Source organism: Micromonospora sp. NBC_00389, from assembly GCF_036059255.1.
In the GTDB taxonomy this organism is placed as follows: Bacteria; Actinomycetota; Actinomycetes; order Mycobacteriales; family Micromonosporaceae; genus Micromonospora.
This window is the reverse complement of sequence record NZ_CP107947.1, coordinates 3,219,957-3,239,122: the sequence shown is the minus strand read 5'-3', so window position 1 is coordinate 3,239,122 and position 19,166 is coordinate 3,219,957. Positions and strand designations below refer to the sequence as shown.

The window sequence follows — 19,166 nt, the reverse complement described above, 5'->3', positions numbered from 1 at the left end:
ACGGGGTGTCCGGGTCCGGCGGAAGCCCTCGTTCGGCGGGTCCGCCGCGACCCGGCCGCGCTCATCCGGCCGGCGGATCGTCCACGTACGGGCAGTGCCGGCAGCCGCGTCCACAACAGGTGCCGCGCCGGGCCAGAAACCCGGCGCTGAGCACGAACAACCCCGTCGCCGGGTCCAGATAGCCGGCCTCCCCGGCGGCCAGCGCGGCGGCGTGCGCAGCGAGGATCCGAACCCGGTCGGGGTGATCGGGCGGCAGCCGGGACGGGTGCGGCTCGGTGAGCGGCCGATCCGCCAACGGTCGTCGCTCTCCGGTCACCGCAGCAGTCTAGGGACGCCCCACCCACTGGTCAGCGGTGCCGGGCCAGGGCGGCGGCCACCTCGTCCCATCCGGCACCAGCGGCCAGCAGCAGCCGCAGCAGCACCCGCGCCTTGTACGGGTCGAGCAACCCCCCGTTGAGCAGCCCGCGCCGTTGCAGGTCGGTCTCCGAGCCGACCGCCCCGTACGTGTGTCGCAGCACCGACCCGGCCCCGGAGCGGGAGGTGAGCACGACCGGCATCCGGCCGGCGAGGTCCCCGAGCACCGGGGCCAGCGCGGCGGGCACGTGCCCGACTCCGAAGCCGGCCACCACCAGGCCCTGGTGGCTGCCGGCCAGGCCGTCCAGCAGCAGCCCGTCGTCGTCCATCGTCAGCACGTACAGGGCCACCCGGGTCGCGTCGAGCCGGGCCGGGTCGACCGGCGGCAGCGGCTCGTGCCGCGCCGGCCGGGTGAGCACCCGCACCTCCCCCTCGATCACCTGCCCGATCGGGCCGGCGTTGGGGGCGGCGAAGGTGGCGGTGCTGGTGCTGTGCGTCTTGCGCAGCCAGCGGGCGGCGTGCACCTCGTCGTTGACGGCGACCAGCACGCCCAGGTCACGGGCGACCGGCGCGGCGGCCACCCGCAGGGCCGCGAGCAGGTTCGCCGGCCCGTCCGCGCCGGCCAGAGTGGGGTTGCGCATCGCGCCGGTGAACACCAGCGGGGCGTCGTGCGGCCAGACCAGGTCGGCCAGGAACGCCGTCTCCTCCAGCGTGTCGGTGCCCTGGGTGACCACCACGCCGGTCGCGCCGCCGGCCACCGCCCGGGACGCGTCCGCGACCACGTCGAGCAGATGACGGCCGGTGAGGTTGGCGCTGGGCACCGCGTGGGTGTCCCGCACGTCCACGGGTACGCCCAGCTCGGCGAGGCCGGGCACGGCAGCGGTGAGATCCGCGCCGGTGAGTCGGGTGACCACACCTGGGCGGCCGGCGTCGACGCCGCCCATGGCGATCGTGCCGCCGAGGGTGATCAGGGCGATGGACACGGGTGGAGCCTCCGTTCCGCCGCCCCGGTGCCGGCGGCCCTGGGACCGTACCCGCCCTGGCGACAGGCCCGGTGACCAGGCCGACGGGGCGAAATGCGGTGTCGCACGGTGTCGCGGCCCCGATAGTGTCCCCGGGCTGCCGCCCGGCGGCACCCGTGATCGCACAGACAGGCAGTGACCGTGACCGAGCAGGCGATCCAAGCCCCGACGGTCGTGGCGGGGCGAGGCCCGTCGCTGTGGCACAGCCGGAACTTCCTGCTGCTCTGGGGCGGGCAGACGGTCAGCGAGTTGGGCGCCAGGATCGCCAGCGTGGCGGTGCCGCTGCTCGCCGCCGACACCCTGAACGCCAGCGTGTTCCAGGTCTCCCTGCTGACCGTCCTGGCCTGGCTGCCGTACCTGCTCTTCTCGCTGCCGGCCGGTATCGTCGCCGACCGGATCGACCAGCGACGCCTGATGATCGCGTGCGACCTGGGTCGGGCCGCGCTCATGCTGTCGCTGCCGGTGGCCGCCCTGGTCGACCAGCTCACCCTGGCCTTCCTGTACGCGGTGGTCGGGCTCGGCGGAGTGCTCACCGTGCTGTTCACCGTGGCGTACAAGAGCATGCTGCCCCGGCTGGTGCCGGCGGACCTGCTGGTGGACGGCAACGCCAAGCTCACCATCAGCCAGGACGCCGCCGAACTCGTCGGCCCGACGGTCAGCGGCGCGCTGATCGGGCTGGTCGGCGCCGCCCGGACGTTCCTGGCGAACGGGTGCGCCTTCCTGGTCAGCGCGGTGACGCTCATCCTGATCCGGGAGGCGCCCGTACGCCGCGAGCCGGCCCCGCGGGTGCCGCTGCGGGTGGAGCTGACCGACGGGCTCGCCTTCATCCGGCGGCAACCGATCCTGGTGAGCATCCTGGCCTGCACCACCTGGTCGAACTTCTTCGTGATGGCGTCCGGTTCGATCGAGGTGACCTTCCTGGTCCGTGAGCTGCACGCCACCCCGGTGCAGGTGGGGCTGGTCTTCTCGGTCAGCGCCGTCGGCGGGCTCGTGGTGGGTGTGCTGGCCGCCCGGCTGTCGACCTGGCTCGGCTCGGCCCGGGTGATCTGGGTGGCGATGACCGCGCCGGGCCCGTTCTACCTACTCATGCCACTGGCGCAGCCCGGATGGGGAGTGCTGCTCTACGGGGTCGGGCTGGCCGCGTTCTCCGCCAACGCGGTGCTGTACAACGTCGCGGCGATGACGTACCGGCAACGGATCACCCCGCCGGCGATCCTCGGCCGGGTCAACGCGGCGTTCCTCTGGATCTGCTTCGGGGTGATCCCGCTCGGCGCGCTGGCCGGCGGCGCGCTCGGTACCGCGCTGGGACTGCGCGGGGCGCTCTGGGTGTGCGTGCTGGGCACCTGGGCGGCGTGCCTGTTCGTGGTCTGCTCCCCGCTGCGCCGGATGCGCGACATGCCGCCGGTGTCGACGGAGCGGCCGACGATTCCGTCGTAGGGTCCGACGATGCTCGGCACGGCACCCGTCGAGGAACACGGAGGGAACACGATGCGGAAGATCGTTGTGCACATGAGCCTGTCGCTGGACGGGTTCTTCGAGGGCCCGGGCGGCGACCTCAGCTGGCACCAGGTCGACAACGAGCTGCACGAGCACTTCAACGAGGTCATCGCCCCGATGGGCGGGTTCCTCAACGGGCGGGTCAGCTACCAACTGATGGCCGCGTTCTGGCCGACCGCCGACCAGGACCCGACCGCCAGTGCCCCGATGCGCGAGTACGCCCAGATCTGGCGGGACATGCCGAAGATCGTCTACTCCCGTACGCTCGACCACGCCGACTGGAACGCCACCGTGGTGCGTGAGGTCGACGTCGAGCAGGTCCGGAAGCTCACCGCCGAACCCGGTGGCGACCTGGCGCTCGGCGGGGCCGACCTGGCCACCACGTTCGCCAGGCACGACCTGATCGACGAATACCGGACCTACATCCACCCGGTGTTACTCGGCCGGGGCCGCCGCCTCTTCCCCGACAGCGACGCCCCGACCGGCCTGCGGCTGGTCGAGAGCAGGAAGTTCGGCAACGGGGTCGTCCTGATCCGCCACGAGCGGGCCCGCTGAGCCACGGCGCCGGGCGGCTCCCGCAGGATGACCGGTCCTGGCAGGGTGTGCTCATGACCACCTTCACCGCGCCGGACGGCACCACGCTCGCCTACCGGGTCCTCGGCGGTGGCGCCCCGCTGGTCTGCCTGCCCGGCGGCCCGATGCGCGATTCGGCGTACTTCGGTGACCTCGGCGGTCTGGGCGCGTACCGGACGCTGGTCGTCCTCGACAATCGGGGCACCGGCCGGTCGGCCGAGCCGGCGGACGTCTCCAGCTACCGCTGTGACCGGCTGGTCGGTGATGTGGAGGCGCTGCGCCGGCACCTGGACCTCGACCGGCTGGACCTGCTCGGGCACTCCGCAGGCGCCAACGTGGCGCTGCAGTACGCCGCCCGGCACCCCGAGCGGGTGGGCCGGCTCACGCTGGTGACCCCGAGCACCCGGGCCGTCGGGCTGGCGGCGACCGCGACGCTACGCGAGGAGGTCACCCGGGTCCGCTCCGGTGAACCGTGGTACCCGGCGGCGGTCGCGGCACTGGACTCGATGGTGGCCGGTCGGGCCACCGACGACGCCTGGCAGGCGATCGCGCCGTTCTTCTACGGCCGGTGGGACGCCGCCGCCCGGGCACACCAGGCGGCCGAGCCCCACCAGCGCAACCAGGAGGCGGCCCGGGTCTTCGGCGCCGACGGCGCCTTCGATCCGCCCGCCACCCGCGCGGCGCTCGCCGCACACCACGGCCCGGCGCTGCTGCTCGCCGGCGAGGTCGACCTCGGCGCGCCGCCGGGCCTGGTGGCCCAGCTCGGCGAGCTGATGCCGGGCGCCGACCTGGTCGTCCAGCCCGGCGCGGGACACTACCCGTGGCTCGACGGCGCCGACCGGTTCACCGCGACGCTCGCGGCGTTCCTCGGCTGACCGTCGGCACCAGCCGCTTGAGTCTCCACCGGGAGGAGACAGCATGGTGAGGGGCATGAACGGCGAGACGCGTTACACGATCGGCGAACTGGCCCAACGGACCGGCCTGAGCGTCAAGACCATCCGCTACTACGCCGACCGGGGCATCGTGCCACCGACCGACCGCAGCCCGGCCGGCTACCGCCGCTACGGCCCGGATGCCGCCGCCCGGTTGGAGCTGGTCCGGACGCTGCGCGACCTCGGCGTGGACCTCGCCGCCATCCGGCGGGTGGTGGACCACGAGGTTCCGCTGCACGAGGTGGCCGCGGCGCACGCCGAGGCGTTGGCGGTGCAGATCCGCGTGCTGCGGCTACGCCAGGCGGTGCTCACCGCGGCTGCCAAGCGCGGCGGCGGAGCCGAGGAGATGGAGCTGCTGCACACCCTGGCCCGGCTCTCCGCGCAGGAACGTCGACGGCTGGTCGCCGACTTCCTCGACGCGGTCTTCGACGGCCTGGCCACCACACCGGCGTACCCGGGGATAATGCGGTCGCTGACCCCGGAGCTGCCCGACGATCCCCGCACCGAGCAGGTGCAGGCGTGGGTGGAGTTGGCCGAACTGGCCCAGGACCCGGACTTCCGGGCCAGCATGCGACGGCTGGTGCGGCAGTACGCCGCCGACCACGACGTCCCAGGGCTGCCCCGCCCGGACGCCGTCGCGGTGGTCCGGGACGGTGTGGCCCCCGCCCTGGCGGCCGGTCTCGATCCGACCGGACCCGAGGCCGATCCGGTGGTCGCGGCGGTCATCGGCCGGTACGCACACCTCACCAACCGGCCCGATGACGCCGACCTGCGCCAGCGGCTGCTGGACCGGCTGGACACGGCGAACGACCCCCGCCGGGACCGCTACCTCGACCTGCTCGCGGTGATCAACGGATGGTCGACCGGCGGCGGGGTGGCACCGGCAGTGGACTGGTTCAGTCGGGCCCTGCGCGCCCGGATGCCGGCCCAGTGACGAGGGCCGCTTGACCTGATCGCCGAAGGGCGTCAGGCGAACCAGCTCATCGCCTGACCGTGACCTCGGGTCCAGGCCAGCGGCGTGCCGTCCAGCGCCAGGACGTTGTACAGCCCCTCTTCCGGCGACTCCGGCAGCCCCTCATAGGGCAGCACCTCCGGGTCCTCGTTGGCGATCCAGTGACCGGGCAGCCCACGGACCAGCCGGACGAACGCCTCCCGGCGCGGCACGGGCACCTGGTAGAGCACGGAGGTGTGGAAGACCACCAGCGTCGCTTCCGCTGGCGCCCGCGCGGCCAGCGCCGGTAGGTCGTCCACCAGGTCGCCACGAATCAGCAGCGGCGGTTCGGCCGCGGCGACCGCCGCCGCGGCCCGCAGCCGCGCCCGCCGGTGCGCGTGCTCCGGCCAGATCAGCGCGTCCAACCAGGACACGTCGTCGGGGTCGGTCACGTCGAGGGGGTTGAGGTCCAGGCCGGCGCGCCACACCACCTGGGGTACGGCTGCCGGCGGGACCAACCCGCTGGCCGCGCACTCCAGGACCGGCTCCCCAGAGCCGACCCGGTGCTCGCCGTAGCGGTAGGCGTACCGGTCGGGATAGAGGCAGAGCCCGGCGGACGCCCCGACCTCCAGCAGGGCGAGCGGCTGCGGCAGCGCGGCGAGCACCGGCAGCAGAACCGCGCACCGGCCGGCCTCGTTCGTCTGGGTGGCCCGAGCCCGCATCTGCGCCTCGATGGCCGGCCAGTTCGCCACCGCGTAGTCGTGGAACGCAGCCGGGTCCTCGACCGGGCCGCCGAGCCACCGGACAACGCCGAACAGCAGGTTCGGCTGCCGCTTGGCCGGCGGGAGCCCGTCGAGCAGGGCGAGCAGTGCGGCGTCCCGGGACACCGCCCGGGACAGCCGCTCGTACGCGGGCGAGACCCCCCGCACCTCGCGGTTGGCGAACCTGGCGTACGCCTCAGCGGTCGTCATGCCCTGATCGTCGCAGCCATCCCCCGGCAATACCGACCCCGCCTCCCCCGGGTCACGGGCGCGGCTTCCTGCGCCGGGATATCTCCTCCAGGTGCTGACGTTGGTGCTGCCTGACCATCTCGTCCCAGGCTTCCTGGTCGTAGTCCGGGTCTGGCGGGATCCACCGGTGCGAGTTGTCGCTGTAGTGGAACCGCTCGTCGCCCCGCCGGATCAGACTCACCGAATCCAGCCCAGGAAGCGCCGGTGCAGCAGCCCGGCGGGCACCCAGGTCAGGTCCTCGGCCGCCCAGACCAGGTAGGAGCCCATGTAGAGGCCCAACGATACCGGAGCACCGTCAAACTCGGCGCGCAACTCCGTGCGCCTGGTCTGGCAGGGCCAAGGGCCGTCGCAGCCACCGCAGGTCCACACCGGAAGGACCGGGCCGTGCGTGGTCACGGCCGGCCGTCCAGAAAGCGCCGGGTGGCGACCCGGGCGTGCCAGCGGGCCGCCCATTCCGCCTGATAGCAGGGGTACGGAGACAGCCGTGCCCACCACCAGCGACAGCCAGCGCACAGGCCGTCGACGCCGGGTAGGTGCACGGAGAGGATTCGTCCGACCTGATCCTCGGTCACTCCTGCTCCTCCCCTGGCCAGTGGCCTCGCCGAATCGGGATGCGGTGTCGGGCTCGACAGGGCAGATCCGCGCCGCAGCGACAGACCCGGCGCCACCGCCGCCACGACCAGACCGGCCGATGCCGCCGCGCCAGAGTCATCGCCACCGCCAGCACGTAGTCGTCGTACGACACCCGATTGGGCATCCGGCCTCCCGGCAGTCCGTTCCGCCATCGCCGGGCGCAGCCGATTCATAGACACCACCCCACCTTTGGCTTGACAATCTGTAAGTGACAATAGTCAACCACGAGTCAAGCCTACTTTCAGCCGGTGAAGCGACCGCGCTTGTACGGGCCTGGCGAGTTGGCCGCCCTGTTCGGCGTGTCGCGACAGCGGGTATTGCAGATCACCCGCCGGCCCGGCTTTCCCGAGCCGGTCGCCCGCCTGATCGGGACGACGATCTGGGACGCCGACGAGGTGGACGAGTGGGCGCGGCACAACCGCCCACCACGGCCTAACGACGGCGACGAAGACCGCTGATCCACGCCTCGATGGCAGACCCGCGCCGGGCCGCAGTCAGGACGGCGGTAATCACCGCCGGGTGAGACTCACCGGTCGGTCAGCCACAGGGCGATGAACGCCGGCAAGCATGCACCACCCTGAGCGGTATACCTCAGAGTCATCAATATGCCTCTGAGGTATACCGGTCTCAGGGCACATGCCCTCGGCGAGGACCTGCGGGAGCCAGAGAACAACACTGCCCCGACCTCCCATCAGGAGGCCGGGGCAGTGCGGTATTTCGCGTACGTCAGCTGTACCTGACCGATCAGGGGGTGTCCCCCCGACTTCGGGGTCCCCTCCGGCACGGCGCATGTCCCTCTATAGTGGAGGTCGCGTCCTCGATCACCGGGTCGGCTCGGCTCAGCATACTGTCCCCTTGCGTCTTGCGGAAGCAAGACATGCGGACGATCCACGCAACGGTGCGCTGCCGGAAATCATCGCGTAGATCCGCGCTCGACGTGAACGCTGGCGGCTATGCCCAGCGCTGAGGCCCGATGGTCAGGACATCGAGTTCACTGACGCGATCCAGTTAGCCGTTGGACCTCGTCTGCCACCTCGGGCGACGTCAGGGGCGCCCAGCGGGCGAAGAGGTCACGGAAGTAGTCGCCGTGCTTGACAAGCAGCGCCGGATTCTGCTCGATGACGTCAAGTTCGTTGACGATGCTCAGATCCACGAACGTCCCGATGTGACGGGGTTCGAGGAGTCTTTCCTGCCCGGTGAAGCGATCATGCACGGTGGAGGTGGTAACCAGATCCGGCCAGGTACGGTCACGGTCACAAGCCCCGCACAGATATACGAGTTCCTCGGCTTCCAGGCCGATCACGGCCCGGAGCAGGTCCCGGTCGGTCCAAGGGATCAGCGCCAGGTCGAACCCATCAGTGCTGTAGGCAGCGTGGGTGAGACCGGCGAGTTGCACGTGTGGGGCAGCACCGGCTGTCGCGAGGCGCTGTTCCACCCGGCACAGGTGGGAGTAGAGAGTGCCGCCGGGATGCTCGATCGATTCCGCGCCATGGTCTCGCAGAAACGCCCGCGCCGCGCTGCCGATGGTCATAGGCGTGACCCTAAGCAAATCAACGCGCACAGGGTGTTCCCCGGCACTGCCTGATAGATCACAGTGCGTGCCAGCCCATCGTTGACGTGCGAAGTCGCCTGCGTCTTCATGTGCCCGGAGACTTCGATCGATGTGAACCGGTGCACTCCCTCTTGCTCACCGTGCGGTCGGCCGGGTTGGGTCGGCGCATGGCTCTCATCGCGTACGACAATGTGGACGCAGCGGCGTTCGAGGAGACCCGGCACCTGCGGGATGATGACCTCGCTACCTGGCGTGCGGCGATCGGCCGGCACTTCGAGCCCTGTCCCGGGGCGCGCCTGCTCGACCTCGGATGCGGCACCGGCAGTTGGGCGCGGGCATTCCACACCTGGTGGCCCGGTATCGACGTCCTGGCGGTCGAGCCGTCGGCGGCGATGCGCGAGCGCGCGGTTTTTCAGCTAGTCGCGGCCGGTGCCGCCGACGACATCCCGTTCCCGAACGCAAGCCTCGACGGGGTCTGGCTCTCCACGGTGATCCACCACGTTCCCGACCTGGAAGCTGCCGCCCGCGAGATCCGGCGAGTGTTGAAGCCGGGCGCGCCGGTGCTGATCCGCTCCGCGTTCGCCGGCCGGCACGAAGCGATCAACCTGTTCCACTGGTTCCCGGAAGCCGTCGTCGTGCTCGACCGCTACCCGAGCATTCCCGACGTCGAGGTGGCGTTCGCCACCGCCGGATTCACGACCACCGGCTGCGAACCGGTCCCGCAGGTGACCGCCCCGTCGGTGGCCGACGCCGCCGCCGGCCTGCGGCGCGAGGCACACACCCCGCTGCAGCTGATCAGCGACGACGCGTACGCCGCGGGCGTCGCCCGCCTGCAGGAGGCCGCACAGACAGAGTCCGGCCCGGTCGTCGATGCCCTCGACCTGCTGGTTCTCCGGTGACCACCCGGCTGGCAGTGGTCACCGGCAGCAGCCGAGGGCTGGGCGCGGCCCTGACCGAGCATCTCGCCGGCCAGGGCTGGGACGTCGTGGCCTGCGTCCGCACAGAGTCCGCTGCCATGGCGATCAAGCGTGCCGGCGTTGAACCTGTTCTGCAGGACGTCCGGGCCCCGGTAAACGAGGCCCTCGTGGCCGCTGTCCGCGGACGGCCGGTCGATGTGCTGGTCAACAACGCCGGCACCGGAGCGCCAGCCCGCCCGCTGGAGGACTGCGACCCGCGGATGATCCTGGACGCCGTTGACGTCAACGTCGCGGGCCCGATGCGCCTGACTCAGGCCCTGCTGCCGATGCTGCTGGCCGCGCCCGCACCGCTGATCATCAACGTATCGTCCCGGCTCGGTTCGCTGGCCGCGCAGGCCGCGGGCGACTTCGCCGGCTGGCGGACCAGCTACGCCTACCGCATCTCCGAGGCCGCACAGAACATGCTGACGGTTGCCCTCGCTCAGGAACTTGCCGGGCGCGTACGGTGCTGGGCTGTCCATCCGGGCAGCCTCACCACCGCCATGGGAAGGGGCGACGCGGACACTTCGCCCCACGAGGCCGCCGTCCGGCTCGGTCAACTGCTGGACAGCTCCGACACCACGTCGCCGCGCTACCTCTCCTTGGAGGGCGCTGACCTCCGCTGGTGAACCTCCTGGCCGATCTCCGGCTCGCCTTCCTCCGGGCCGCCGGGCACGAGGTGGAGGTAGCGGACCTTCTCCTCTCGCTCCCGCAGCCGGGCTTCGTATTCCGGCTTGAGTTGCCAATGCAGCTCGCGGGCGTACGCGGCGACGTGCTTGAGCCGCTCCTCGGCATCCTCGCGAAGGCGACGTTCCTTTTCGATGGTCGCGTGGGCGGCTTCGAGTTGCCGTGCGAGGTCAGCCGCGGACACCTTGGTTCCGGCTAGGCCAAGTTGCGCCTGAACGAGAGCTGGGACAACCGTCTTCGCCTGGTCGAGTAGGTCGGCGTGGTCGCGGTAGGTCGCCGACCGCGCCGCGGGGGCGATTGTGGTGATCGACTTCTTGTTGACCGGCATGTCCGCGGCGGCGAGGGTCACCGCGGCGATGACCAGGCGCAGGGCGACGGGCACGTCCTCCTGGCCCATGAGGTCGCTGGTCAGTTCTTCGCCGCGCTCGATGCGGGCGGCGACGCGGACCAGGGCCGCGATGTCGTCGCTGGTCATGCCCGATCCTCCAGTGCGGCTCGGATGTACTCGTCGATGTGCTCGGTGATGCTTTCGTACAACTCGTCGTCGGTCGTGTCGGCGAACTCTGCGGCGATGTCGGGATTGGCTTCGTGCATCTTGTCCGCAGCGCGGCGTAGGACGTCGGACTTGAGTGCGAGGTGCTGGCGGCGCATCAGTTCGTAGCGGGCTCGATCGGCGCGGCTCATGACCGAGTTGCGGCACTGGCCGGGCAGGCAGAGCCGGAAATCGGGCTTGCCCTTGCCGCCGCAGAGCGCCCCTTCGGCCTGGTAGAGGCAGAGCGTCAGGGGGCCTTGCTCGATGTTGCGGTTGCGTTTGCCCAGCGTCTTGAGGCGGGCGGGAGTCAGCGGCTGCGGATTGGACAGCGCGGGCCGGTTGGCCTCGATGGTCTGGTCGAGGCGAGCCAGCCCCTTGCCGGTCAGCGTGGAGCGGTGGGTGAAGGCTCGGTGTACGCGGCGGCCGGCGTCCTGCTGGACGAGATCGGCCGCCTCGTCGGGGTCGATCGGTGTGATCAGTTTGTAGACGTCGCCGACGTAGCCGCGAGCGACGGCCGCGGTGTCCCACTGGCCGAACGCGGCGGCGAGGGCCTGGCCGTGCTCACGGACGGCGTATGCCTGCGCGCTCGTGATCCGGACATGACGCATCGAGATGTCGACGTCCTCCAGGGACCGCTTGGTGATACCGCGGTCGAAGAGTTCCTGCGCTCCTTCTTTGAGGATCTTGAGAAAGCCGAGGTCGAGGTAGAGGCCGTCGCGGGCCATGCCGTGATGGCGCTTACCCAGCGGCGTGGCGAGGAGCTGGTCGAACAGGTAGGGCACTCCGGTGGCGTCGCTGCGGCGGGGTTCGTAGCCAAGGGCCTGTTGCAACCGGTGGAGCAAGGCGACGATGCGGGCCACGCGGCCGTTGACCACGACGGTGGTGGGGACGTCGGCGTGCCGGTTCTTGGTCTTGTAGGCCGACAGGGTGTGCTTGATGTAGGTGCTGCCGTCCGGCCTGGTGAACTCCTGGGTGCGCAGCGGGTCGAACGGCAGGACAGCCAACTGGCTGTCCCGCAGCATGACGGTGGCGGCAAGGTAGTACATCGCGTAGTAGACGAGGCGTCGCTGCCAGGCGTCGAGGCTCTCCTTCGAGGCGATCAGCCGTTCGGTCCAGGAGGTCAGGCCGCCGGTGCGGGTGGGGAGTTCCGAGGCCGGCAGAGGGCACGGGCTGACCGTGGTCGACAGTTGGACGGTGTCGCGCAGTTGCGACATGGTCCACCGCCCAGCCAGGTATGCCTCGTCGGCGTCGTAAACGCCGAGCAGCCGGGCCAGGGGTGCATGGGCCAGGGTGAGTCCGCCGTTGGCGTTGCGGGAACCGGGAACCTTGCCGTTGTTCTCCTGGGCGATGCGGGCGGTGAGGTCCAGCATGGCCTCGAAGGTATCCTGGCGGCTCAGCGGCGGCTCGGCGCTGGTGTTCTGAGCCCACCACTCGATGTGGGAGACGATCTCCTCGGCTATGTGGTCGAAGATCCAGGCCACGAAGCCCAGGGCGTGTCCGACGCCTTCGTGCGGGCGGATCGCGTTGCGCTTGGTGCGGCCTCCGAACAGTTCGACCGTCTCGCGGCCGTCGAACGGCGGTGCGTCGCCCAGCAGCCCGGGGCGGCCGCCGATCTGGGTGATCTGCCAGAGGGTGATGAGTTGCTGGGCCCGGCCCCGGCCGGTGGCGTTGGAGAGGGTGCTGCCAGCCTGTTTCTCTTTGACGCTGCGGGGCTGGACCAGCAGGACAACCAGCCGTGCCCAGTCGTCGCTGTCGAACCGGGTGATGTGCTGCTGATCGATGATCGCCAGGCCGTGGCTGAGCATCTTGATGTTGCCCTGCGCGGTGACGGGCAGGATCGGTTCCTGGACGTTGGGCCAGGTTTGGGCCATCGGGTTGTCGGCGCGGTCGACGGCCAGGGCTGGGTTCATCTGCAGCAGGACCATCTCCTTGGCGGCGTCGCGCCAACGTTCCTCGATCCCCGTGAAGGGGATGCGCGTCATCGCGCCGGCCTTGTCCTTCCAGGTCCGGTGGCCGGCGAGGTCCCAAACGTCGTCGCTGAACAGCACGGTCTGGTCGAGGTCCTCGCCGCCGGGGATCAGGTCGTTGAGTCGTTCGTCGTCGCGAAACAGCAGACTGGCGCTGCGGCCCCAGTCGATCGGAAAGAGTGGTACGACCTCAGCCATGGCGCATCTCCATGTACATGCCGGTGACGGTCAGGATGTGGGGGACGAGGTCGGTCGATCGTTTGATGTTGCCGACGACCATTGGCGGGAACTTGTCGAGACAGGCTTGGGAGTAGAACCGCAGGTGGGAGGCTTGCCCGTGCTCCCATTCGACGGGGTCGTTGCGCTCGATGATGTCGCCGAGTTCGACGGCGGCGAGCAAGCCCGGGACATGGTCGATGGTGCGGTAGCCGTTGGGGCAGGTGAAGCAGGCGACCATGCCGAGGTCGCAGCGCCTTCCGGAGCCGTCCGGCGCGTTGCCGCCGGAGGTGCATACGCCGATCTCGACGTCCATGATCTCGTCAGGGTCGACGGCGGCCAGGTCGGCGGCCGGGCCTTCGGTGGCGTCGGCGACGACGGTGAACCCGGCGACGGCGTCGTCGTGGAAGGCGTTCTGTGCCGCGGTGGCGTGCTTGTTGAAGACGTGGTCGGGCAGCACGTGCGCGGTGTAGTGCAGTTTCGTACTCGGCGTGTGGCCGTGGACGTCCGCGGTGAGGCCCTCTCCCATTGCCCGGCGCTGGGCGACGTAGCGCAGCGCCGACAGCCGGAGGGAAACGTCGCTGCGAGGGCCGGCTGTGGCTCCGTCCCAGTGCTTGTCGAAGATCGGTGACTTCCAGGCGTTGATGCGCCGAAACTCGTTGATGACCTGGGCTTCGACGGGTTCGGAAGCGTGTTCGACGTAGAGGCGGTCGACGACGGCTGCGAGGGTGCCTGCAGGGGTTATGAGGTCGCGTCGTGAGTGTCGTGCGAACCGGGTGAGGCCGGTCATCGTCTCGACGACCCCGCCCGAGGTGTAGATGGAGGTCAGGCGGGTGGGCCGGGTGTCCTCGGAGTGGTTGCGGGCTTTGACGTTGTGTTCGAGGGCGTGGTCGCTACCCAGGAAGGTGAGGGTGTCGGCGTCCTTCTGCAGCAGGACGGAGGCGTTGAATCCGCTGTTCTCGCCGAGGCAGTGCAGGATCAGCGCGGCGGTGATCAGGATGTTGTCCGGGTAGAGCGCGCGGCCGATTGCCTTGATCTGCGGTCCGCGGAGCGGACTGGTCCGGTTGTACTTGATGTAGCCGAACATGCGCGGGTGGGTCAGTGCCCAAGCGATCTGCTGCTCGTACGACGCGACAAGTGACGGCTGCGGAGCGCCGGGCCGGGAGACGTCGGGCTGTGCGCGTACCGCCCAGTCGATGAGTTCCTGGGCCGGAACGCGGAGCCACTCGCGGCCGGTAACGTCGTACCCGAGCCGCTCGAAGATCTCCCGCTGAGCAGTGAAGTATTCGGTGTAGACGGCCTTGGCCGCTGCCTCGATGGCGTCGCTGACTGCGTCGTCGTAGATGAACGGCGTGGATTCCTCGACCTGGAAGCGGCTGTTCTTCAATGCCCGGCTAATGGCCACACCGTTCGGGTGGTTATCCCGAACGGCACGGGCCAAGAGCCAGCAAGCCGACCTTTTTGTATTGCTGTGCATAGGCTCGTAGAGCCACCTGAGCGTGGCAACGTCGAGCCGCGCATCGGCGAATGTATCGAATCCGCGCTCAGCCAGACGGTTGAGCATCGTCGTTGCCTGCCATCTCGCCTGTCGCAGAGTCTCCGAGGACTCCCACGCGGAGTCTGCGTCTCCGTTGTCGCCGACCTTGATCGAGTCGGCCATGGCTTGCAGCATCTGCTCGGCGGCCGGGGTGTGGTCGACGTGCAGCGTGACAACTTGTGGCTGGTAGGCGGCGGCGTGTTGGAAGGTGATGGACAGTCGTCGCTTGTCGACCTTGTTGATGCGCTCGATTTCGTAGGTGCCGCTGCGGTGGCCGCGGGTTGCGTGTGCCATCAGAACCGTCCGACGAAGTGGTCGACCGGGATTCCGAGGAATCGGTGTGCGGTTTGGGTGTAGAGGCGAGTGGATTGTTCGCTGGCGTGGCCAAGGGAGAACTTGACGAGTTCGACGGCGGCGGCGATGTGGTCGACCGTCCAGTCGTCGCGCCGTTGCTTTTCAACGATGTCCGCGACGACGCCTCGGTAGATCGCGACGGTGAGATGAACGGCGTAGGTGTGGCGGAGGTCGTGGATCCTGTAGTTCTCCGGGAAGTCGCGGTCGATGCGTTCGCGTACGAATGTGCGCGCGGTTTCGATGGCGTGCTGGAGGCTGCGGTAGGCGAGCGGCTCGCCGGTGTACTCGTTGAGGAAGACAACCGGGCTTGCGCCCTCGGGCGTGACGAGTCGGCGGCGGAAGTCCGCGTCCGCGTCGGTCCATCGCTTGCTCGCGACCGTGTCGGGATCGTCGGGGGTCCGGTAGCGGACCGTGGTGGAGTCGGCGGATTCGATGTGCAGCGGCCGAGCCGGGCGGTAGGTCGTGCGGGCGACCAGGTCGGCGCGTGCGCCGTCGAGGTACTCCCGGACCGCGGCGAGGTGGTGGGTGAACACGAGAGCGTCGCCACCAGCGTCGCCCTTGGTGATGTGGTCGGCGACCCGCATCGTGGTGAGCGGGAGCCTGCTCGCCGGTGGAATCTCGTAGACAGTGATGTTGGCGAGGTTGTTGCGGCGGACGCCGGTGGCCAGGCCGAGCGCGAAAAGCGCGTGGTCGCGGTCGGCGCCGAGGTAAGGGACCTGGTTGCCGTCGAGGTCAGTGCGGAGCGCACCCATGAGCAGGTACTGGGCAAACTCGGGCGTGATCGGGATGCCGGCCGAGCCGGTGTTGCGGCGGCGAGGTTGGTACTTGGCGATCGTGGTGCCCGTGCCGCCATCTCGCCGGGTGACCGTGATGATCTCGAATGGGGGTAGGTGCTGGTAGTGGCGCTGGGCGTACTCGTAGAAGCGTTTGATCGCGGACGCGGCGTGCGCCCAGCCGCCGGAGGTGAACCGGGCCTTGTCGTCGGTGCCGTACTGGCGCTGGCGGTAGTAGGCGGCGAAGTGGTCCTCGGTCGCGGTGAGGGCGGGGTCGCGGCGGTCCTCGTAGGGGTGCAGGCCGCGGGTGTTGCAGAGGTAGTCGAGCCAGCCGGCGAGGTCGGAGGCGAGGCGGCGGGCGGTGGCGAGGTTCGGCCGGATGGTGCAGTGGTGGCGCAGGAAGTTGCTGGTCGGGGTGTGGATGCGGCCGTTGACGGTGATGAACGGCGCGAGGGCGCGGTCGGTCACGTCGATGGGCAGGGCGTCCTCGCCGAGCACGGCGGCCACGAGGGCTGGGTCGTACTCGATGGGTTCGTTGACCTTGATGGTGTGCGGCACGGGATCGGGTCCTCCTTCGGTCAGGTGTCGTTGCCTGCCGAACCCAGGTCGTGTCCGCGTCCTGAGCAACGGAAAGTCCCCCGGACGGTAGCGTCCGGGGGACATCCCTTTGGTCAGACTCGCCGATGACTCTTCGATCTCAAGGTGCCCCTGGAGGGGACACGCCGAGAATGGTCAGTCTCAGCTGCAGCCGCTGGTGGAGCCGCAGCCCTCGCAGACGTAGCAGCTACCGGCGGGGCGCATCTTCGTACCGCAGGTGAAGCAGAGCGGCGCGTCGGCGGCCTTGCCGATCACGGCCTCCAGCAACTCGGTGCTGGAACCCACGTTCGGGGCCGGCTTGGCGGCGGCCACCTCGGCGAGTTCCTGGGCCGGCTGGGCGACGGGCTCCGGCTTGGCCGGGGCCTCCACCGGCGCCGAGGACGCCATCGCGGTGAGCTCCGCACCGGTCACCGCGGCGCTCTCCGCCTCAGCCTCGGCCCGCAACTGGGCGGCCCGCTCGCTGGCCGTGAAGATGCCCAGCTCGGCCCGGCGCTCGTAGGGCAGGAAGTCCAGCGCCAGGCGACGGAAGATGTAGTCCATCACCGACGCCGCCATGCGCACGTCCGGATCGTCGGTCATGCCGGCCGGCTCGAAGCGCATGTTGGTGAACTTGCTGACGAACGTCTCCAGCGGCACGCCGTACTGCAGCCCGATGCTGATGGCCACCGAGAAGGCGTCCATCACACCGGCCAGGGTGGAGCCCTGCTTGGACATCTTGAGGAAGACCTCACCGAGGCCGTCGTCCGGGTAGGACGACGCGGTGAGGTAGCCCTCGGCACCGCCGACGGAGAAGGAGACCGTCTCGGACGGGCGCTTCTTCGGCAGACGCTTGCGCACCGGCCGGTACTCGACGACCTTCTCGACGACCGGCGCGGCCTTGGCGGCCTCGACGGCGGCCGGGGCGGTGGTCTTGTTCGGCTTGGCCACCGAGAGCGGCTGGCCGACCTTGCAGTTGTCCCGGTAGATCGCCAGCGCCTTGAGGCCGAGCTTCCAGCCCTCGAAGTAGATCTTCTCGACGTCCTCGACGGTGGCCTGCTCGGGCATGTTGACCGTCTTGGAGATGGCGCCGGAGATGAACGGCTGGACGGCTGCCATCATCCGCACGTGGCCCATCGGGGCGATCGACCGCTCACCCATCGCGCAGTCGAAGACCGGGTAGTGCTCCGGCTTGAGGCCGGGGGCGTCCACCACGTGGCCGTGGTCGGCGATGTGCTCGACGATCGCCTCGACCTGCTCCTCGGGGTAGCCGAGGCTACGCAGGGCGCGCGGCACGGTCTGGTTGACGATCTGCATCGAGCCGCCGCCGACCAGCTTCTTGAACTTGACCAGCGCCAGGTCCGGCTCGACGCCGGTGGTGTCGCAGTCCATCATCAGGCCGATGGTGCCGGTCGGCGCGAGGACGCTGGCCTGCGAGTTGCGCCAGCCGTTCTTGTCACCGATCTTGTTGCCCTGGGTCCACTGCTTGGTCGCCTCGCGGACGATCGCGGTGGCCACCGTGCTGGTGGGCTTGATCTCGTCGTTGGCGGCGGCGTGCTTGCGCATGACCCGCTTGTGCGGCTCGGCGTTGCGGGCGTAGCCGTCGTACGGGCCCACGATGCCGGCCAGCTCGGCCGAGCGGCGGTACGCGGTGCCGTTCATCAGCGAGGTGATCGCCGCGGCGACCGAACGGCCCTGCTCCGAGTCGTACGGCAGGCCAGTGGCCATCAGCAGGGCGCCCAGGTTGGCGTAGCCGATGCCGAGCTGCCGGTAGGCGCGGGTGGTCTCACCGATCTTCTCGGTGGGGAAGTCGGCGAAGCAGATCGAGATGTCCATGGCGGTGATGACCATCTCGATCGACTTGACGAACTTCTCCACCTCGAAGCCACCGTCGGCGCGGAGGAACTTCATCAGGTTGAGCGAGGCCAGGTTGCACGAGGAGTTGTCCAGGTGCAGGTACTCCGAGCACGGGTTCGACGCGGTGATCCGGCCGGTCTCCGGGCAGGTGTGCCAGTCGTTGATGGTGTCGTCGTACTGCAGGCCGGGGTCGGCACACTCCCAGGCGGCCTGGGCGATGGTGCGGAACAGCTTCTTGGCGTCGACGGTGTCGATCACCGCGCCGTCCAGCCGGCCGCGCAGGTCGAAGCCGCCGCCGTTCTGCACCGCCGACATGAACTCGTCGGAGACCCGGACCGAGTTGTTGGCGTTCTGGTACTGCACGCTGACGATGTCGGCGCCGCCGAGGTCCATGTCGAACCCGGCGTCGCGCAGGGCGCGGATCTTGTTCTCCTCGCGCGCCTTGGTGACCACGAACTCTTCGATGTCCGGGTGGTCCACGTCGAGGATGACCATCTTGGCCGCCCGCCGGGTCGCGCCGCCGGACTTGATGGTGCCGGCGGAGGCGTCCGCACCGCGCATGAAGCTGACCGGGCCGGAGGCGGTGCCACCGGAGGAGAGCAGCTCCCGGGAGGAGCGGATCCGCGACAGGTTGACGCCGGAGCCGGAGCCGCCCTTGAAGATCAGCCCCTCCTCCTTGTACCAGTCGAGGATCGAGTCCATCGAATCGTCGACGGCCAGGATGAAGCAGGCGCTGACCTGCTGCGGCGACGGCGTGCCGACGTTGAACCAGACCGGCGAGTTGAAGCTGAACACCTGGTGCAGCAGCATCCAGGTCAGCTCGTGCCCGAAGATCTCGGCGTCGGCCGGGCTGGCGAAGTAGCCGTACTCCTCACCCGCGGTGCGGTAGGTGCTGACCACCCGGTCGATCAACTGCTTGAGCGACCACTCCCGCTCCGGGGTGCCCACCGCGCCCCGGAAGTACTTCGTGGTCACGATGTTGGCCGCGTTGACGCTCCACGACTCCGGGAACTCCACCCCGCGCTGCTCGAAGTTGATCGAGCCGTCCCGCCAGTTCGTCATCACGACGTCGCGGCGCTCCCAGGCGATCTCGTCGTACGGGTGGACCCCCTCGGTCGTCCACACGCGCTCGATCTTCAGCCCGGCGCTCGCGCTGGCCTTGCTCCGTGACCTGCTTGTCGTCACACCATCCCCCGACATCTCATCCGCC

The 19,166-nt window shown here is 69.7% G+C and carries 19 protein-coding genes; 7 read left to right on the top strand and 12 right to left on the bottom strand.

Annotation, left to right across the window (positions count from 1 at the left end):
• Positions 1 to 61: 61 nt before the first annotated feature.
• Both OG470_RS15360 and OG470_RS15355 read right to left on the bottom strand, forming a co-directional pair.
• Complete coding sequence (locus tag OG470_RS15360; RefSeq protein WP_328424849.1) at positions 62 to 316, bottom strand: DUF5522 domain-containing protein; 255 nt, start codon at positions 314 to 316, stop codon at positions 62 to 64.
• Between the two features lie 31 nt (positions 317 to 347).
• Positions 348 to 1,337 carry an asparaginase gene (locus OG470_RS15355; RefSeq protein ID WP_328424847.1) on the bottom strand — a complete coding sequence of 330 codons (990 nt, stop codon included), beginning with the start codon at positions 1,335 to 1,337 and terminating at the stop codon, positions 348 to 350.
• 180 nt (positions 1,338 to 1,517) lie between these two features.
• On the opposite strand from OG470_RS15355, the gene OG470_RS15350 reads away from it, so the two are divergent.
• The 4 genes from OG470_RS15350 to OG470_RS15335 are packed head-to-tail and all read left to right on the top strand — an operon-like array spanning position 1,518 to position 5,312.
• On the top strand, positions 1,518 to 2,813 hold the full coding sequence (locus tag OG470_RS15350; RefSeq protein ID WP_328424845.1) for an MFS transporter: 1,296 nt from the start codon (positions 1,518 to 1,520) through the stop codon (positions 2,811 to 2,813).
• 51 nt (positions 2,814 to 2,864) lie between these two features.
• Entirely contained in the window at positions 2,865 to 3,428 is a 564-nt protein-coding gene (locus tag OG470_RS15345) for a dihydrofolate reductase family protein (RefSeq protein WP_328424843.1), read from the top strand.
• Positions 3,429 to 3,481: 53 nt separating this feature from the next.
• Positions 3,482 to 4,321, top strand: a complete 840-nt coding sequence (locus OG470_RS15340) for an alpha/beta fold hydrolase (RefSeq protein WP_328424841.1) — start codon at positions 3,482 to 3,484, stop codon at positions 4,319 to 4,321.
• A 55-nt stretch (positions 4,322 to 4,376) separates the two neighbouring features.
• The gene (locus OG470_RS15335; protein ID WP_328424839.1) at positions 4,377 to 5,312 is read left to right on the top strand and encodes a MerR family transcriptional regulator; all 936 of its coding nucleotides are present in this window, start codon (positions 4,377 to 4,379) and stop codon (positions 5,310 to 5,312) included.
• Positions 5,313 to 5,344: 32 nt separating this feature from the next.
• Here the strand turns inward: OG470_RS15335 and OG470_RS15330 are convergent, their stop codons facing one another.
• From OG470_RS15330 to OG470_RS15315, 4 genes are all read right to left on the bottom strand, one after another.
• Positions 5,345 to 6,280: a DUF2332 domain-containing protein gene (locus OG470_RS15330; RefSeq protein ID WP_328424837.1), complete on the bottom strand. Its 936-nt coding sequence runs from the start codon at positions 6,278 to 6,280 to the stop codon at positions 5,345 to 5,347.
• A 52-nt stretch (positions 6,281 to 6,332) separates the two neighbouring features.
• Positions 6,333 to 6,500 (bottom strand): hypothetical protein, encoded by a 168-nt coding sequence (locus OG470_RS15325; protein WP_328424835.1) that lies wholly within the window; start codon positions 6,498 to 6,500, stop codon positions 6,333 to 6,335.
• The gene (locus OG470_RS15320; protein ID WP_328424833.1) at positions 6,497 to 6,631 is read right to left on the bottom strand and encodes a hypothetical protein; all 135 of its coding nucleotides are present in this window, start codon (positions 6,629 to 6,631) and stop codon (positions 6,497 to 6,499) included. Before OG470_RS15320 ends, OG470_RS15325 begins: the two co-directional genes overlap by 4 nt.
• Positions 6,632 to 6,711: 80 nt before the next feature.
• Complete coding sequence (locus OG470_RS15315; protein ID WP_328424831.1) at positions 6,712 to 6,891, bottom strand: hypothetical protein; 180 nt, start codon at positions 6,889 to 6,891, stop codon at positions 6,712 to 6,714.
• A gap of 309 nt (positions 6,892 to 7,200) precedes the next feature.
• Here OG470_RS15315 and OG470_RS15310 point away from each other — a divergent pair, with 309 nt between their 5' ends.
• Positions 7,201 to 7,410: a helix-turn-helix transcriptional regulator gene (locus tag OG470_RS15310; RefSeq protein WP_328424827.1), complete on the top strand. Its 210-nt coding sequence runs from the start codon at positions 7,201 to 7,203 to the stop codon at positions 7,408 to 7,410.
• 533 nt (positions 7,411 to 7,943) lie between these two features.
• On the opposite strand, the gene OG470_RS15305 is transcribed toward OG470_RS15310, so the two are convergent.
• Positions 7,944 to 8,483: a DUF6817 domain-containing protein gene (locus OG470_RS15305; protein ID WP_328424825.1), complete on the bottom strand. Its 540-nt coding sequence runs from the start codon at positions 8,481 to 8,483 to the stop codon at positions 7,944 to 7,946.
• A 188-nt stretch (positions 8,484 to 8,671) separates the two neighbouring features.
• On the opposite strand from OG470_RS15305, the gene OG470_RS15300 reads away from it, so the two are divergent.
• The gene (locus tag OG470_RS15300) at positions 8,672 to 9,403 is read left to right on the top strand and encodes a class I SAM-dependent methyltransferase (RefSeq protein ID WP_328424823.1); all 732 of its coding nucleotides are present in this window, start codon (positions 8,672 to 8,674) and stop codon (positions 9,401 to 9,403) included.
• Positions 9,400 to 10,089, top strand: coding sequence for an SDR family NAD(P)-dependent oxidoreductase (locus OG470_RS15295; protein ID WP_328424821.1), 690 nt, complete (start codon positions 9,400 to 9,402; stop codon positions 10,087 to 10,089). Before OG470_RS15300 ends, OG470_RS15295 begins: the two co-directional genes overlap by 4 nt.
• On the opposite strand, the gene OG470_RS15290 is transcribed toward OG470_RS15295, so the two are convergent.
• The 5 genes from OG470_RS15290 to OG470_RS15270 all read right to left on the bottom strand — a co-directional run bounded on the left by OG470_RS15290 (position 10,053) and on the right by OG470_RS15270 (position 19,156).
• Positions 10,053 to 10,622 carry a hypothetical protein gene (locus OG470_RS15290; RefSeq protein ID WP_328424819.1) on the bottom strand — a complete coding sequence of 190 codons (570 nt, stop codon included), beginning with the start codon at positions 10,620 to 10,622 and terminating at the stop codon, positions 10,053 to 10,055. The genes OG470_RS15295 and OG470_RS15290 overlap by 37 nt on opposite strands.
• A complete protein-coding gene (locus OG470_RS15285; protein ID WP_328424817.1) occupies positions 10,619 to 12,844 on the bottom strand; it encodes a hypothetical protein in 2,226 nt (741 codons plus the stop codon). Before OG470_RS15285 ends, OG470_RS15290 begins: the two co-directional genes overlap by 4 nt.
• Entirely contained in the window at positions 12,837 to 14,693 is a 1,857-nt protein-coding gene (locus OG470_RS15280) for a hypothetical protein (RefSeq protein ID WP_328424815.1), read from the bottom strand. Before OG470_RS15280 ends, OG470_RS15285 begins: the two co-directional genes overlap by 8 nt.
• Positions 14,693 to 16,084, bottom strand: a complete 1,392-nt coding sequence (locus tag OG470_RS15275; protein WP_328424813.1) for a hypothetical protein — start codon at positions 16,082 to 16,084, stop codon at positions 14,693 to 14,695. The genes OG470_RS15280 and OG470_RS15275 overlap by 1 nt, the downstream gene beginning before the upstream one ends.
• Positions 16,085 to 16,264: 180 nt before the next feature.
• Positions 16,265 to 19,156: a vitamin B12-dependent ribonucleotide reductase gene (locus tag OG470_RS15270; protein WP_328424811.1), complete on the bottom strand. Its 2,892-nt coding sequence runs from the start codon at positions 19,154 to 19,156 to the stop codon at positions 16,265 to 16,267.
• Positions 19,157 to 19,166: the final 10 nt, after the last annotated feature.

What these genes read in the sequence shown, in the direction of transcription:
- OG470_RS15345 (WP_328424843.1), top strand. Translation starts at nt 2,865, where the DNA reads ATGCGGAAGATCGTTGTGCACATGAGCCTGTCGCTGGACGGGTTCTTC.
- OG470_RS15340 (WP_328424841.1), top strand. Translation starts at nt 3,482, where the DNA reads ATGACCACCTTCACCGCGCCGGACGGCACCACGCTCGCCTACCGGGTC.
- OG470_RS15335 (WP_328424839.1), top strand. Translation starts at nt 4,377, where the DNA reads ATGAACGGCGAGACGCGTTACACGATCGGCGAACTGGCCCAACGGACC.
- OG470_RS15330 (WP_328424837.1), bottom strand. Translation starts at nt 6,280, where the DNA reads ATGACGACCGCTGAGGCGTACGCCAGGTTCGCCAACCGCGAGGTGCGG.
- OG470_RS15305 (WP_328424825.1), bottom strand. Translation starts at nt 8,483, where the DNA reads ATGACCATCGGCAGCGCGGCGCGGGCGTTTCTGCGAGACCATGGCGCG.
- OG470_RS15300 (WP_328424823.1), top strand. Translation starts at nt 8,672, where the DNA reads ATGGCTCTCATCGCGTACGACAATGTGGACGCAGCGGCGTTCGAGGAG.
- OG470_RS15290 (WP_328424819.1), bottom strand. Translation starts at nt 10,622, where the DNA reads ATGACCAGCGACGACATCGCGGCCCTGGTCCGCGTCGCCGCCCGCATC.
- OG470_RS15285 (WP_328424817.1), bottom strand. Translation starts at nt 12,844, where the DNA reads ATGGCTGAGGTCGTACCACTCTTTCCGATCGACTGGGGCCGCAGCGCC.
- OG470_RS15280 (WP_328424815.1), bottom strand. Translation starts at nt 14,693, where the DNA reads ATGGCACACGCAACCCGCGGCCACCGCAGCGGCACCTACGAAATCGAG.
- OG470_RS15270 (WP_328424811.1), bottom strand. Translation starts at nt 19,156, where the DNA reads ATGTCGGGGGATGGTGTGACGACAAGCAGGTCACGGAGCAAGGCCAGC.